The 14,959-nt window shown below is 59.9% G+C and carries 15 protein-coding genes and 3 pseudogenes; 7 read left to right on the top strand and 11 right to left on the bottom strand.

Annotation, left to right across the window (positions count from 1 at the left end):
- Positions 1 to 29: 29 nt before the first annotated feature.
- The 5 genes from M0D69_RS33555 to M0D69_RS33535 form a co-directional block, all read right to left on the bottom strand.
- Positions 30 to 1,010: an ABC transporter permease gene (locus M0D69_RS33555; protein WP_301786133.1), complete on the bottom strand. Its 981-nt coding sequence runs from the start codon at positions 1,008 to 1,010 to the stop codon at positions 30 to 32.
- A gap of 13 nt (positions 1,011 to 1,023) precedes the next feature.
- Entirely contained in the window at positions 1,024 to 2,628 is a 1,605-nt protein-coding gene (locus M0D69_RS33550; RefSeq protein ID WP_301786132.1) for an ABC transporter substrate-binding protein, read from the bottom strand.
- A 187-nt stretch (positions 2,629 to 2,815) separates the two neighbouring features.
- Positions 2,816 to 4,450, bottom strand: coding sequence for an ABC transporter substrate-binding protein (locus M0D69_RS33545; protein WP_301786131.1), 1,635 nt, complete (start codon positions 4,448 to 4,450; stop codon positions 2,816 to 2,818).
- Positions 4,451 to 4,688: 238 nt separating this feature from the next.
- Positions 4,689 to 5,033 (bottom strand): DUF3088 domain-containing protein, encoded by a 345-nt coding sequence (locus M0D69_RS33540; protein ID WP_301786130.1) that lies wholly within the window; start codon positions 5,031 to 5,033, stop codon positions 4,689 to 4,691.
- Positions 5,034 to 5,078: 45 nt separating this feature from the next.
- Complete coding sequence (locus M0D69_RS33535; protein ID WP_301786129.1) at positions 5,079 to 6,296, bottom strand: acyl-CoA dehydrogenase family protein; 1,218 nt, start codon at positions 6,294 to 6,296, stop codon at positions 5,079 to 5,081.
- Positions 6,297 to 6,947: 651 nt separating this feature from the next.
- On the opposite strand from M0D69_RS33535, the pseudogene M0D69_RS33530 reads away from it, so the two are divergent.
- Together M0D69_RS33530 and M0D69_RS43915 are read left to right on the top strand one after the other, a co-directional pair.
- Positions 6,948 to 7,181, top strand: a pseudogene (locus M0D69_RS33530) (IS110 family transposase); the annotation flags it as partial.
- Positions 7,182 to 7,374: 193 nt separating this feature from the next.
- Positions 7,375 to 7,488, top strand: a complete 114-nt coding sequence (locus M0D69_RS43915; RefSeq protein WP_367619796.1) for a LysR family transcriptional regulator — start codon at positions 7,375 to 7,377, stop codon at positions 7,486 to 7,488.
- 230 nt (positions 7,489 to 7,718) lie between these two features.
- Here the strand turns inward: M0D69_RS43915 and M0D69_RS33520 are convergent, their stop codons facing one another.
- On the bottom strand, positions 7,719 to 7,943 hold the full coding sequence (locus M0D69_RS33520; protein ID WP_301786128.1) for a hypothetical protein: 225 nt from the start codon (positions 7,941 to 7,943) through the stop codon (positions 7,719 to 7,721).
- 128 nt (positions 7,944 to 8,071) lie between these two features.
- Here M0D69_RS33520 and M0D69_RS33515 point away from each other — a divergent pair, with 128 nt between their 5' ends.
- From M0D69_RS33515 to M0D69_RS33500, 4 genes and pseudogenes are all read left to right on the top strand, one after another.
- Positions 8,072 to 8,464 carry a hypothetical protein gene (locus M0D69_RS33515; RefSeq protein ID WP_301786127.1) on the top strand — a complete coding sequence of 131 codons (393 nt, stop codon included), beginning with the start codon at positions 8,072 to 8,074 and terminating at the stop codon, positions 8,462 to 8,464.
- Between the two features lie 85 nt (positions 8,465 to 8,549).
- A pseudogene (locus M0D69_RS33510) lies at positions 8,550 to 8,738 on the top strand (DUF2513 domain-containing protein); the annotation flags it as partial.
- A gap of 117 nt (positions 8,739 to 8,855) precedes the next feature.
- Positions 8,856 to 9,683, top strand: a complete 828-nt coding sequence (locus tag M0D69_RS33505) for a nucleotide-binding protein (protein WP_301786159.1) — start codon at positions 8,856 to 8,858, stop codon at positions 9,681 to 9,683.
- Positions 9,680 to 10,636 carry a tyrosine-type recombinase/integrase gene (locus M0D69_RS33500; protein ID WP_301786158.1) on the top strand — a complete coding sequence of 319 codons (957 nt, stop codon included), beginning with the start codon at positions 9,680 to 9,682 and terminating at the stop codon, positions 10,634 to 10,636. Before M0D69_RS33505 ends, M0D69_RS33500 begins: the two co-directional genes overlap by 4 nt.
- Positions 10,637 to 11,048: 412 nt before the next feature.
- Here M0D69_RS33500 and M0D69_RS33495 read toward each other — a convergent pair whose 3' ends face one another.
- From M0D69_RS33495 to M0D69_RS33485, 3 genes are read right to left on the bottom strand one after another with little or no spacing between them, the layout of a single operon-like run.
- The gene (locus M0D69_RS33495; protein ID WP_301786126.1) at positions 11,049 to 11,864 is read right to left on the bottom strand and encodes an enoyl-CoA hydratase/isomerase family protein; all 816 of its coding nucleotides are present in this window, start codon (positions 11,862 to 11,864) and stop codon (positions 11,049 to 11,051) included.
- Positions 11,865 to 11,880: 16 nt separating this feature from the next.
- Complete coding sequence (locus M0D69_RS33490; protein WP_301786125.1) at positions 11,881 to 12,795, bottom strand: alpha/beta fold hydrolase; 915 nt, start codon at positions 12,793 to 12,795, stop codon at positions 11,881 to 11,883.
- Positions 12,796 to 12,804: 9 nt separating this feature from the next.
- Positions 12,805 to 13,170 (bottom strand): nuclear transport factor 2 family protein, encoded by a 366-nt coding sequence (locus M0D69_RS33485; protein ID WP_301786124.1) that lies wholly within the window; start codon positions 13,168 to 13,170, stop codon positions 12,805 to 12,807.
- A 112-nt stretch (positions 13,171 to 13,282) separates the two neighbouring features.
- Here M0D69_RS33485 and M0D69_RS33480 point away from each other — a divergent pair, with 112 nt between their 5' ends.
- Positions 13,283 to 14,209, top strand: coding sequence for an AraC family transcriptional regulator (locus M0D69_RS33480; RefSeq protein ID WP_301786123.1), 927 nt, complete (start codon positions 13,283 to 13,285; stop codon positions 14,207 to 14,209).
- Between the two features lie 208 nt (positions 14,210 to 14,417).
- Here the strand turns inward: M0D69_RS33480 and M0D69_RS33475 are convergent.
- Positions 14,418 to 14,576: pseudogene (locus M0D69_RS33475) on the bottom strand (porin); the annotation flags it as partial.
- Positions 14,577 to 14,667: 91 nt separating this feature from the next.
- The coding region (locus tag M0D69_RS33470) for a hypothetical protein (protein WP_301786122.1) at positions 14,668 to 14,959 on the bottom strand (292 nt) is incomplete at its 5' end.

Below are 14,959 nucleotides of genomic sequence, written 5' to 3'. Positions count from 1 at the left end.
CTGAGAAAAAACAGGTCAAGGGCCACAGGTCACGCTACGCGTGGATCGAGCCACGCCTGCAGCAAGTCGACCAGAACGTTGGCTACGATCACGAGCACCGACGACAGCAACAGCACCCCTAGCAGCACGCTGAAGTCACGCGCCATCACGGCGTCGAGCGCGAGCCGTCCAAGCCCCGGCCAGCTGAACACCGTTTCGGTCACCGCGGCACCGCCGAGCAGCGTGCCGAAATGGATGCCGATGATCGTCGTCAGCGGCATCAGTGCGTTGCGCAGTACGTGCCGTACCGTCACACGCCACGGATGCAGCCCCTTGGCCTGAGCGGTCCGTACGAAATCCTGGCGCTGCACTTCCAGCATCGCGGCGCGCGTAAGCCGCGCATAAATCGCAACGAAGAAAGTCGCCAGCGTCGCGGCAGGCAGCAGCACGTGCCTGGCTGCGTCGGCTAAATAAGCGAAGCCGTGCAGTTGCACGCCGAGCGTGACGTTGCCGCCGCTGGGCAGCCAGCCGAGCCGCACGGAGAACAGCACGATGGCGAGCAGACCGATCCAGAAGCCCGGTGTGGAATAGAACAGCAGCGCCAGCACCGACAGCACGCGGTCCGGCCACTTGCCGGCCCAATGCGCCATCACCGCGCCGAGTACGACACCCGCCACGATCGCGAACGACATCGCGACACCCATCAGCAGCAGCGTATTCGGCAAGCGCGAGAGGATCAGCTGCATCACCGGCATGTCATAGCGCGGCGAATAGCCCAGACTGAAGTGCGACAAATGAGTCAGATACGACCATAACTGATGCAGCACAGGCTGATCGAGGCCGAACTTCGCGCGCAGGACCTGCATCGTTTCCGCGGTCGCCGAGCCGGATTCGCCGGCGAGCACGTCGGCGGCATCGCCCGGCATCAGTTTCAGCAGGAAGAAGTTCAGGATCACGATACCGACCGCCGTCGGCAACGCCTGCCATGCAGTGCGCCGTGCAATCGCACCGAAACGCAAACGTCGGGTCATCGTCGCTCTCCTATCAGGCGCTCAGGTAGACATCGGCGAGATTGCCTTCGAGTCCCTGCGCTGACACCGTGTGGTTATGCACGCGCCGGTTCGCCAGCGTGATCATCTGCGGCGCGACAAGATTGAGAATGGGTAGGTCGCGATACACGATCTGCTGGAACTGCTGATAGAGCGCGACGCGTTTGCTTTCGTCGGTTTCGATCGCCGCGGATTCCAGCAGCCGGTCTACTTCGGGGTTGCTGTAATGCGGTGCATTGGAAAACGGCACGCCGGAGCGAATGTTCTTCGACCAATAGAGACGCTGCACACCCACGCTCGGATCGAACAGCGTATTGACGCCGATGCTCGTGAAATCGAACTGGCGATCGGCGTACACGCGCTTCAGGAACGCCGGCAAATCCTGCGAGCGCACCGTGACGTCGATGCCGACACGCGCCAACGCAGACTTCACGTAGTCGGCCTGACGGCGGTACAGGTCGCCGTACGGCAGGAAATCGTGAGTCAGGCCGAAGCGCACGCCACCGTTCTTGCGCGGATAGCCGGCCGCGTCGAGCAGTTTCTCCGCGTTGCCGATATCGAACGCGTACGGCGCGAGCTTTGCATCGTGATAAGGCGATCCGGGCGTGATCGGCGTCGGCGACAGATCGGCGTAGCCATACGCAATCGTGCGTTGCACGACTTGCGGATTGATCGCGTGAGCAATCGCCTGGCGCACCCGCAAATCCTTGAGGATCGGATGATCGAGATTGAAGTCGATCTCCGATAAAGGTTCGAGAAAGCGGTAACCGCGCGTTTCGACCGCCAGCTGCGGCAGTTGTGTGAGGCGCGGCAGATCGGTGAGCGGCACCGGGTTTTCGCCGCCCAGATCGAGTGCACCGGTTTCGAACGCCGCGGAGCGGGCGGCGGCGTCGGGAATCACCTTGAAGACGAGGCCGTCGATGTAGGGTTTGCCCGCGTCCCAGTAATCCGGATTGCGTTCATAGACAATGTTGGCGCCGCGCGTCCATGACTTGAAGCGGTATGGGCCCGTGCCGACCGGCGCATTGTTGTGCGGGTTGCTCAGCGGGTCGCCGGATACGTAAAGATGCTTCGGCACGATCGGCGATTCTCCGGCGGACAGCGCCTTCAACAGATAAGGCGCCGGCTTCGACAATTCGATGACCGCGGTCTGTGCATCCGGCGTGGCGACGCGCGTCACATTGGCGAACGTGCTGCGGCCACGCGGGTGCACCGCTTTGAGCAAGTCGATCGAGAACGCGACGTCGGCGGAGGTGAACGGCTGGCCGTCGTGCCACTTGACGTTCTGGCGCAGCGTGAATGTGTATTTCAGCCCATCCGGACTGACGGTCCACGCGGTGGCCAATTGCGGTTTCGGCCGCAGATCGAAGTCATAGGCCAATAGCCCTTCAAGCACTTTCGAACTGGCGACGAGCGCGGGTCCGGTTGTCTGAAAGATCGACACGAGTACGGGCGGCTCGGGATTGATCAGCACGTTGAGCGTACCGCCCCGTTTCTGTGCGGACGCTTCGCCCTGCGCGAGCGCCAGTGCCGGCATGCCGGCCGCTGCCAGCGCAGCACCCGATGAGATCAGAAATTCGCGTCGATTCAGTCCTGCCATGTGATTCGGTTCCTTTCGCCAACGGTTCGGCCGTGCGCGGCCGTGTGCAATGTCACAGTGATTTCGCCGGCCATGCTGCTGCCGCAGCGCTCACGATAAAGCCGCCGCGGCAACAACAGAACCAATCGTTACGCATATGCAAAGCACGACGTGTATGAAAGGCGGTAGGCTAATCAGAGTCTCGCCATCACGCGATGAAAACGTCGGCCAGGTTTCCATCGAGACCATCTGCGGTGACCGTATGGTTGTGCACGCGTTTGTTATAGAGGGTCACTTGCTTCAATGTGATCAGGTCGAGGATCGGCAAGTCGCGCCCCACCACCTGCTGGAACTGCCTGAAATATTCGACCCGCGCGCGCGGATCATTTTCCACCGCCGCCACTTCGAGCAGGCGGTCGACCTCGGGGTTGTCATAGTGCGAGGAATTCGAGAACGGCACGCCCTTCTTGAAGTTGCGCGACCAGTAAAGCCGCTGCACGCCTACGGTCGGATCGAAGGTGTTGCCAAGGAAGTTTGCGTCCAGATCGAAATCGCGATCGGTATAAATCCGCTTCACATACGCGCCGAAATCCTGCGAACGCACTGTCGACTCGATACCTACCTGGCGCAACGTTTGCCGTAAATACTCGGCAAGCCGCGCGAAGGTAGGGTCGTAGGGGTTGTAGTCGATAGTCAACGGGAAACGAAAACTGTTGAACTGCCGCGGCAGTCCCGCCTCATCAAGCAGTCGTTCCGCCTTGGCCAGATCGTGCGGCCATGTCGGCACGCTCGGATCATAGAACTGTGTCAGCAATGGACTGATCGGCGACGGCGCGACGATCCCGTAGCCGTACCAGACCGATTGCAGGATCGCCTGGCGGTCGATGCTGTGCGCAATCGCCTCGCGTACCTTCTGCTTCGACAGGTAGCGGTTGTCGAGGTTGAACTGCAATTGTGTCTGTGCGGCGTTGTAGCTGTAGCCCCGTGTTTCCAGCGCGAGATGCGGTAATGCCTGCAGCCGCTGTATGTCGAGCAGCGGCACCGGATTTTCTCCGGCCAGATCGAGCTCACCCGTTTCGAGCGCGACTGCGCGCGCCGCTGCATCACCGATGAAACGCACGATCAGTTCATCGATATACGGTTTCGGTGCGTCCCAGTAGCCGGGGTTACGAACGAACACCGCGTGACTGCCTCGCTCCCAGGTCTTGAAGCGATAGGGGCCAGTGCCCACCGGGTCGATGTTGTGCGGGTTGTTGAGCGGGTCCCCGCTGCCGTAGAGATGTGCCGGCACAATCGGCGACTCGGATGCCGCTAGCGCATAGATCAGGTACGGCGCGGGCTTCGATAACTGCAGCAATGCGGTGTGTGCATCGGGCGTGCGCACTTCTACAACGTTTGCAAAAGTCGAGCGGCCACGCGAATGGTACTGCTTCAGCAACTCGATCGACACGGCCACGTCCTTCGACGTGAACGGCTGGCCATCATGCCAGCGCACGCCCTCGCGCAATTTGAAGGTGTATTGCAATCCGTCAGCGCTTATCGACCATGCTTTGGCGAGTTGCGCGCGCGGTTTGACATTGAAGTCATAGCTCAACAGCCCTTCGGTGACTTTAGGGCTGATCTTCTGTTCCGCGCCCGCCGTGGTCGCGAAATTGATCAGCACGTTCGGCTCCGGATTCACCAGCAGCGTCAACCGGCCACCACGAGAGGGCGCCACTGCGCTGCTCTCCACCGAAGCGCGCACCAATGACGCGAAAGGACCGAGCGCGAGACCCGCCGCGCTACCGGCCAAAGCCATCAGCGCGCCACGACGGCCAGAATGAAATCGCCTGCGATTGTTCATGCGTGCTCCCATGCGAAAGCGTGTGGCGCACTCATTGGCACGCCGTCACCATGTCTATCGGATGGGTCGCAAGATATCAATCCGGCGCAAACAAAAGAACGAATTAATTGAGGATTGCATATGTATCCTGTCAGGTTGGCGCTACGACCAACCGATCGGTACTCAAGCGCCCATCAATGAAGTCGTCGACATCCGTATCGAACTGGGTCCCGTACACGGTACGCGCACGCTTATTTCGTCAATGCACTTTGGGAAAACCGTGACGCTCGGCAAGCAGGTCAAGTATCCGGCGAGTATCGGTCACGAAGCGCTTGCCTCCAAGTTTCTGTGCATCTGCAGGTGCTGGCCGTTCGTCGCCGAAAATCAGCACCGGTAGACTCTGGTGCTCGGCGTCGAGCACATCGATCACGGCCACACGAGGACGCGGGAACGGCAGACGGCGGATGTCGAGGCGTGCGTTCAGTGCCGGTTCGCTGGCGAGCAGCCCTTCGATAGGCGCGCCATCCGGACAGATGAAACGCTCGCCGGGATGGTTCGGATCTGTGAAGCCCGGTTCCAGCAAGAGAAGTAGGTCTCGGCTCATGGATCTTCGTGGTAGAACAACGCGTGAAATAAAAGCAGCGATTCGTCAGAACACGCGCCCTTCGGTCAGATGCGTGGTCACCCCGTTCAACTCGTAATCGCCGATTACCCGTGCTTTATGCAGCAACGGGTTATGACTGAAGATCGTGCGCAGATTGCGCCAATGGCGATCGAAGTTATGCGAGCGCGCGGTGGCCGACGCGCCGCCGATCTCGAACAGACGCTCGCCTGCATGCAGCGCCAGCTTGCTGACCACCAGTTGCGTCTTCGCGGTGGCAAGCGCGCCCTCTAACACCAGCTCTTCCGCGTTGACCGCCCCGCTATGGATCGCATTCGCCGACCGATCCAGCGTACGCGCGTTCTGCTGCACCAACGCATCGATCGACAGGCTGTGCGCGGCGAGGTCCCCGACCACCTGCTGCACAAAGCCATCCTCGCGCGCCGACGACGCCGGGCTATGCAGCACCGGCCGGCCATACTGAGTGACGTACCGCCGCGCATCCGCGAGAATGTTGCGCACGATACCGGCCGCCACGGCGACCAGATGCAACTGCCGTACGGCGCTGCCGTGTCGGCCGGCGAGACTCGTATAACCTCGCACCGCAATCTCGTGCGCGAAGACCCGCACGTTCTCGAGCACGAGACTGCCGCTCGCGGTCATGCGCTGACCCATGCCGTCCCAATCGTCGAGCACCCGTAGACCTTCGCGCGCGACCGGAATGACGATCGATACCTTTTCGTCATTTTCGTCCTGCACATTGATACGCGCATAGTCAGAAAACGCAGTGCCGGTCGAATAGTATTTCTTCCCCGTCACGCGAAAGTGCTCGCCGTCACGTACGAGCTTAGTGACGATTTCACCGGGCCGTAAAGTCCCGAGTTCAGTCGACGCGCCGCCAAAGATCGCTCCTTCCCGCACGCGCTCGATCTGCGTATCGTTGAATGCCGAGCGCGTCGACAGTAACAGTGACTCGGTCAGGTCGTAGTGAATCCGTAATGCGTGCGCGACATTCGACTCTTCGGCCGCGAGCGTGGCGACCACATGAAAGAGATCTTCCAGCGAACCGCCCAGGCCTCCCCACTCGACGGGAATACGCAACTGGCCAAGACCCGATTCGCGAAATAGCCCAAAGCGGTCGAACGGCAACTCACGTCGCGCTTCACGTTGTGCGGCGTCTTCGCCGATTGTTTTTGCCAGTGCCGGCAACGCGGCCAATACCGCATGAAGCCGCGACTGCGCGGCTGATTCTTGAGCCACCTGCATGCCTTCATTCCTTATTAAAGAGCACGGATCGGGCCGGATCCGGCCACACAGCCGAAGTCGGAAATTCTAAGTCGGGATTGGCTTTGCCAGTCCGACGGGTCAGTATAGGGATGCGGCACGCAGCGCAAAACGAGCGATTTGAGCTATTAATATGCGCGCTTCTGGAATGGAGTCTCGCCGCAAACTGGCGTAGCGCGTCCTGTGCGAGCCTAGGATCTATCTCATGTCGAGTGCAAAGAGGCGGCGGCCACCGGCATACGTCGGGTATCCCGACGTATGCCGGTGGCGTTGTTGCATGGAGGAAAGCGGGGCGGAGATTTGCCCTTTCCTCATGGGCTAGGCGGGCTGCACCTTACAACGAACGGAGTTCGGGCGTGCAGCGGCCAACATGCGGTTGAGTACCGCCACGCCGATGGCGGCCTCGGTTTGTCGCGCAGGCAGATCCCGTGCGCGCAAGGGCCTGCCGATCAGCGCTCTATAGCAACCCATGGTGGTCTCGACAAGTGCACGCCGCCCGTAGTTCACCGCGCTCTGTCAGGTGAGTCGCCCCTGCGTTTTGATCATCGCCAGATGAGATGGACTCTTCCTCACCCCGTAGGCGAGAAAGTGCCGCACTGGATTGCTCACGCTTCGTTGAATGAGGAACCCAAAATGAACCTTATCCGCGTTGGAGTCGACCTTGCGAAGGATGTCTTTCAGATCCACGGTGTAGATCGAAGCGGGGAAGCGGTCTGGCGGCGTAGGCTCCCGAGAGCCGACTGGTTGAAGGCCCTGCAAGAACGAGTGCCGCGAAACGCTGTCATCGGCATGGAGGCGTGCGGAGGTGCGCATCACTGGGCTCGTCAGTTGCCGGTGGCGGGATACACTGTGAGACTCGTGCCACCGCGGAGGACAAGCTGCTGCCGCCCGTGCGGAAAGCACCGGCAAGCACCATTGCGGTAACCAACGGTTCTAGCTGCCGTGAGTAGATTCAACAGAGCGTAGGCCCAAAACCCCTTCATATAGCGCAACTTGCGCTGCTGGCGCTAAAGCGCGAGCCGACCGCAGATCTGCTATATGAGTTTTTGATAGGCACCAACTGGAAACATTCGCTGAAGTCATCGAGACTCGCCATTTCGGCCGGGCGGCCGATGTGTTGAATGTGACTCGGGGTGCCGTGTTGCAGCGGAACATCGCAGGAGGAAGCCTTTGAAACCTCACCGCTGGTATGTGAGCCTGCCGGGGAAACGCTACCTCGGCATATCCAGGTCCTCAAGCTTCTTGAGACAGCCCCCCCAACGAATCAAGCCAGAGGAGAAAAGGGAGCGCAAGGACCGCGAACGCCGTTAATGCAGATTCGCTGGCGACTTGGTTCGAGGTCGTTGCGTTTGCTTTCTCGAAGGAGAATTTTGCGCCGGAACTAATGGTGAATGATGACTAGGACTACACCAGACAGATCGCACTGGAGATCCACAGGTCATGGATGTTCAGTTGTTCATCAAGCGCCTTGGCCGCGACTCGAACCCCGGCGATCAACCCGAGGAGGGCGATATAGAGCTTCGTGGTCTCATAAAGCGCCCTGAGGGCCGATAGGAACGAGGGGGCCCCGACCGGCGTGGAGCTGTCTTCAGCAGAGGGCTTTGCGGGAGGAGCAGGTGATTCAGCCATGGTTACCTCCATTCTCTTCTTTATAGACGAAGGGGACCGGTGATCTGCCATCAATTGTTATGCACAGACAGCAGGGAGCACAGCTATATATATGATAATGTCCTTTATCACACATATCAGGAGCTGCCATGCCGACCCCGGACACCCTGCGTTTGACCCTGGTGCGCGCGCCCGACGATGAGGCGTCCTTCAGTCCGGGATACCAGGCCGAGCTGCGGCAGTTCTATAGCCTCGCCCGTGCCGAGGGTGGCAAGATTGGTGCGGTCACCTTCACGACTGACCACGCGGATGGGGGTGATGGCTTCGTTGGGGAGTTCATGGTCCCGTGCACGCCCGTCGCCGGGTCCACGCTCACCGCGGCGACCGGCGCCTGGTTGCAAGGTCGAGCCGGGCGCAGGCTACGCCTGACAATGGGCGACGTTGAAGTTGAGGCGACCAGTGCGGGCGAACTGTACGGGCTTTTGAATCTGACGATAGCGGTCACGGAACGGCACGAAAAGCCCGCGACCGATCATGTCTGAGGCCACGCTTGCGGTTCGCTCATCCTCACCGCTGCCGTCAGATGGTCTGCTGGCCGTGCAGGGCTGATGACGGGGGAGAACAACGATGAAGCGTGACATGGACTTGATCCGCGAGTTGTTGCTGAAGCTCGAGGCGTTGCCACCAGGCATATTCCGTTTGCGTGCGGGCGACGCCGAGATCCAGATCGACGGACATAGCCCGGAAGATGTCTTCTATCAATTGGGGCTGGTCAAAGATGATTCCCTGATTCATTCGACAGGCAGTGGCCGCATGGGCTCGATTGAATTTGGGGGCCTAACGCCAGCCGGGCACGAATTGCTTGACTCAATACGTCTCCGCTCTCCTCGAGGCGATGGCCAGGACGCTCAACCACATTCTCCAACGATAACGATGAAATCAGCTAGGTCGGAACAGGACATCGAACGTGGGATCGCTCGCCTGCAGGAGCGAATCGATGCGCTTAAGGCATTCGACTTCCAAGTTCTCAAGGACGGAACCATGCCTGAGTTGACCGCGCTGTCGGCGGCGATCGCGGACACGCTCGAACGATGCTTCGGCAAGGACACGTCGGCGTATCAACGCTACAAGTCAGCGACCGCGCTGAGACCTGTGCAGCAAAAAAGCTACGGCAACGAGTTAAATTTGCGTCAAGAAGCTCGGGAGAATTTCGAGCGTTCCGCCGCACTTCTGCAGGACGCGCAGCGCGCGCTTCGCGAGGACCTCGAGGAGGCCAATCATGCAGCGTCGCAACCGGTCATGACGTCGGCGCCTCTTTCCCGGCGTGTGTTCGTTGTCTACGGTCACGACGACGGCGCGCGCGAAGCGGTTGCCCGCTTCCTCGAAAAGATCGGCTTCGAGGCGATCATCTTGCACGAGCAGGCGAGCCGGAACCGCACGGTGATCGAGAAGATCGAGGCGTATCACGATGTCGGCTTTGCGGTCGTACTGCTGACGCCAGACGACGAAGGCTGTGTGAAGGGCGGACAACCGGAACCACGTGCGAGGCAGAACGTGCTGCTTGAACTCGGCTACTTCATGGGCCGTCTTGGTCGGGGCAATGTGTGTGCGCTGAAGCGTGGCGAGGTCGAAATTCCCAGCGACTTTGCCGGCGTGGTCTGGGTGGCAATGGACGCCGGCAATGGTTGGAAACTGACACTTGGGCAAGAACTTCAGGCGGCTGGCCACGAGGTTGAGTGGAACAAGGTGATGCGGCCATGAGCCTGCTCGTCACGTCCAACGACATCCAGGCGCCGACGCTCATCGCCGCGGCCGGCGAGCGGGCCAGCGTACGTTTTCTCGAATTTTTCGCGTCCAACATTCGCAACCCGAACACACGCCGCGCGTATGCGCACGCTGTGGGGGAGTTTCTCGCCTGGTGCGCGCAGGCGGGCGTTGGATCCATCACAGCCGTACAACCGCTGCACGTGGCCACCTGGATCGAGTCGCAAACGCAGACCTTGTCGGCGCCAACGGTCAAGCAGCACCTGGCCGCGATCCGGCATCTCTTTGACTGGCTCGTCACCGGCCAGGTCGTGCCGCACAATCCGGCCGCGTCAGTGCGCGGGCCGAGCCACACGACCCGCCAAGGCAAGACGCCGGTGCTGGTTGCGGCAGAAATGCGGCAGCTGCTCGACAGCATCGATGTCAGCACGCCCATTGGCCTCCGGGATCGGGCGCTGATCGCGTTGATGGTGTTTTCGTTCGCGCGAGTGGGTGCCGCGCTCGCGATGCGGGTCGAGGACGTGTATACGCAGGACAAGCGGTTGTGGGTGCGGCTACGGGAGAAAGGCGGCAAGCGTCACGAGATGCCCTGTCACCACACGCTCGAAGCGTATCTGTACGCATATCTCGATGGCACTGGCATCGCTGATGACGCGAAGAGCCTGCTGTTCTGCACGATCCGGCGCGGCACCGGTCAGCTCAGTGGCGCGCCGCTGCCGCAAGCGAATGCCTATGCGATGGTGCGGCGCCGGGCGGTGGCCGCTGGCATCGGCGCGAAAATTGGCAACCACACGTTTCGCGCGACTGGGATCACCGCGTATCTCAAAAACGGCGGCACGCTCGAGAACGCTGCGGCGATGGCCAATCACGCGTCGACCCGCACCACCCAGTTGTATGAACGGCGCCGCGATGACATCAGCCTGGATGAGGTCGAGCGGATCCACGTGTAGATTACGACTCCCTGTCACGTCAGAAGGAGCTGGCAATGGGCTATCCGTTTACGCGGCATCAACTTTAAGAGCTTGTCTGGGCCGGTCCGATCAGTGCGCTGGCGAAATCGCTGAAGATCTCTGATGTGGGCCTTGCGAAAGCGTGCCGGCGAGGGGACAGCGTGCTTTCCCCGCGGAAAAGATCGAAGCAGTGCGGCCGCTGTCACTCAATCGTGGGCGGTTCTCCGCTACGGACAAGCTGATCGCGTCGTTGCGGTGCGTTTCACCATGAACGGTGGTTGCGGCCGGAGCGGCCTACCTCTTTGGCTACTACCGGTCCCTGCTTTCCATGACGATGAACTTTCCATACGAACGGTTATGGTTTTTTTGCGTAACTGTTCCGCTGCGCCTCAAACCCCAATACGGACGGGTGTCAAATTTTTCCTAGAAAGTGCCCCAGCCGCAACTCGAATTCGCGGCCAAGGCCGGCTGCCCGCTCGCGTATGCGTTGCCCACGTGCGCGCAGCGAAGGCCAGGAACTGACCGCTGTTAGAAAGACGTTCTGTGTCTCCAATAGATCTGCCGCCGCGGGCAACGAACGTCGATTGATCAGGCGTTTGGCTTCACGGAGTGCGGGTTGGTCGAACGAGGCGATGCGTTGTGCAAGGTTGTCGACGAAAACATCAAGTGCGGCGTCGGGCAGTGCGCGATTGATCCAACCATAGTGTTCAGCTGCTCTTGCGTCGAAGTCGTCGGCGCCGAGGATGATTTCGAGGGCTCGCGCACGCCCCGTCAGCAGCGGCAAGCGTTCGATCGCGCCACCGCCGGGAAGCACGCCGGCTGCAACTTCGGGTTGACCGAACACCGCCTTCTCTAGGCTTGCAAAGCGCATGTCCATCGCCAGGGCCAGCTCACTACCACCACCGCGAGTGCGACCGCGAATCAGTGCAATGCTGACCACCGGCGTCTGGCTGATACGCGTAGTCATGTCGATCCAAGTGGGCAGGCCGCTGGGACCAGGTTCGGTTGGCGTTTCTGCCGCGCGCGCCAAGTCATAGCGCGAGAAGAAGTAGTCAGGATCGGAACTTTCGAACACGACGACGCGCAAGTTCTCATCGGTCTCGATCTCGCCAACCAGTTGTTGAAATTCAAGGATGGTATCGGGATCAATCAGATTCATCGGCGGATGAGAAAACACCACACGCCAGTACGCGTTGTTGATCCGGGTGGTGAGGAATTGTTTGGACATAGTCGAACCCCTGCTGTTATCCGAAGAATTTATTGAGATGCCGCACGGTTTCTTCCGGTTGCTCATCTGGGATCCAGTGCCCGGTATTGGGTAGCTTTAACACTGTCGCGTCAGGGGCAGCCGTGCCAAGGAAAGCGGCGAGGAAGTCGTAGCTGATGCCGCCTAGCCCGAGCACCGGGATAGTTAGCGGCGCATAGCCGCCAGCATCAGCGATGTCAGTTGCAAAGGAGGAGAACCAGCTGTTGGCTGCGCGTAGCGCATCCGCGCTGTCGTAAGCTGCCGTATACACCGCGCGGTCGTGCGCGGTGATTGCTGTCTTGTCGGCTGCCAAGTAGTCGAACAGCCAATCCTGCACGATGCCGTAGCGGCCCGTGAACACTCGTTCTGACAATCCTGGAATCTGGTTGAAAGCAAACCACCACGGATGTACCGCGCGCGCTGGATTCTCCAGATCGTAGGTACCCGGCGCTGGAAGCAGAGGAATCTGCTCGAATACCGCGAACGGATGGGGCGAGTCCATCATCACCAGCTTACGCGTAGCCTCTGGATGGTTAGCGGCAAAACTGTAGGCCACCATCGCGCCGACATCGTTGCCAGCGATATTCACTGTGCCTAGGTCAAGCTGGGACACGAGGGCGTGGATGTCGGACGCCATCGTCTTCTTGTCGTAGCCATCGTCGGGTTTGTCCGAGCTGCCCATGCCGCGAAAATCGACTGCAAGCACGCGATAGCGTTCCGCGAGCCGCGGCAATACACGGCTGAACTGCCACCAGGTCTGCGGCCAGCTCGGCAGTAGAATCAACGGTTCGCCGGTACCACCTTCCACATAGTGCAGGCGGATACCGTTGACTTCGGCGTAAGCGTTCTTGAAACCAGGCAGCGTTGCGACGAGGTCGGCGTCTCTGACCGGACCATGTGATGAAGAAGGCATGTGATCTCCTTAGAACATTGTGTTGGTGTTGTTAGAAGAGGCCGGGACTGGCTGCAGTACGTCCCAGTGCTCGACGACTTTTCCGTATGCATCGAAGCGGAAGATGTCGACTCCGGCGGTTTCCCGACCGCCCCAGTCCAAATAGCGCACATGCACAAAGGCGAGATCGCCATCGACGGCAACGCGCTTGACCTCGCAGGGTATGCGCCCGGCCTGCTTGATATAACCCATGATCGCCTCGAGCCCATTCGGGAAAAGCGGGTTGTGTTGGATGTATAACCCGGAAACGAGACCTGGCAGCAGGTCGCCTTGACCCCGGTTGAAGACCTGGTCGTAGATGGTGTCGAGCGCGCGTTGGATGAGATCTCTAGTCATGACTTGGCCCCTGATGTGTCCATCTCATCATTGGAGCAATCTTTCGGAAGATGGACCATGCGCGAAGTGCGCTATAACATAGCAATTCGTCTCATTTTGCTAAGATGCTGTCATGCACGCATTGAACGATTGGTTGAAAGCAGTTCGCGCCGACGGCTTGGTTCTGGTGCGCACGCGCGTGGCGGGCCCATGGGGTTTCGCTGTAGAACCTCGCGACGCAGTGGTGTTCCATTTCGTGGCGGAAGGACGCGCCTTCGTGCGGCAACCCGGCACGGAAAGCTTGGAATTGCGGGCTGGCGAACTTGTCTTGTTTCCGCGTGGCAGCGGGCACGAAGTGGCGTATTCGCCGCGAGGAAAAGCGATTCCTTTGGAGGCGTTCCTGGCTAAGCGTGATGGCGTCGTCGATCGCAATCCAAAGGCTGTTACGCTGATCTGTGGTCAGTTCGACATGGACCAGCAACTGGCACTTCCAGCCTTGCGGGCGTTACCACAAGCCGTGTCGCTACGCGCTGGTACGGAACCCGGATGTTCACCGCTGAGCGACACACTGCGCATGCTCCGTAATGAAGTGGAGACGCCTAACTTCGGCAATCAGATCGTAGTGCGCAACCTGCTTTCATCTTTGTTCGTCTTCTTCATGCGCGATTGGGCCGACACTACTTCTCCGGCAGCCAACGACTGGTTTTCCGCCGTGCGGTCGCCGCACATGGCACGGGCTCTCGCGAGCATGCATGAGGCACCCGAACGTGCGTGGACGCTAGAAGAACTCGCACAGGAAGTTGGTTTGTCGCGAGCCGCTTTCGCCCGCAACTTCAGCGCCTCGGTGGGTGAGCCGCCACATAGTTATCTGACGCGCTGGCGGATGGGCGTTGCCGCGCGGTTGCTCGAGGAAACCGATCTGCGACTCATTGAGATCGCATCGCGTGTCGGTTATCGGTCGGAATTTTCGTTTAGCCGCGCCTTCAAGTCGGCTCGTGGCACCTCGCCAACTCAGTACCGCCGCGCAGCGTCGAATCGCGCGGGATCATTGCGGATATAAGACTACTCGCTGCGATACTTGATAAGCGTCTGTTGGACCGGCGTGCGCTGAAGTAAAGGATGCGGCCCCCTTCAAGCAGCGCCTCGGCTGATTCCTGTTTAGCAGTACGGAAAATATACAGCGTGGCGATCACTCGCACGTACCGTCAGAGACTCGCGGTAGCGCGCGCTACCTGTTTGAGCATCGAAATGGTGCTGTGGTTCGCTCGGAATCGATGACTGATCCCGAAGATAACGATCTCTTGCAAGGTCGTTCCCGCATACGTATATGATCCGATCGACGCCTCTGCCCCTTGCGTGCCACCGTCCGCGGTTCTCTGCGTCCCGCTGGCGTGTTGGTAAGCCGAAACGGCGTAGAGGTACGTCCTTGGCCGCATCAGGGAAATGTTCCACTTCGCGGCTGATTGCATTGCTCGGCGACATTCCACCGAGTCCACCCGCGAACAAAACTTGCACCCCTTAAAGCGCGTCCATCAAGTTGTCGATGAGTAGCAAGAGGTCCGTCTGGTCAGGTTTTGTTCCCCACCGGCTATGCCCAGAAGCAGATGCTATGACGAACCAGGAATGAGGTGGTAGCCATTCCATCCAAATCGTGGTTCCGACCAAGATTCTCAAACGACCATTGCTGGAATAAAATTCGGCTCGAACGGTTTTGCCGGTCACGGTTTTGCTGGCAACGATAGGAGTGTCCGAAAGGGTTTTGTCGCAGTAAGAAGCGCGGAGCGAACGAGATCGATATGCAGAGTACTGC

The organism is Caballeronia sp. SEWSISQ10-4 2, from assembly GCF_030464885.1.
GTDB lineage: Bacteria > Pseudomonadota > Gammaproteobacteria > Burkholderiales > Burkholderiaceae > Caballeronia.
The sequence above is the reverse complement of the archived record's forward strand: the minus strand, read 5'-3'. Positions and strand labels throughout refer to the sequence as shown.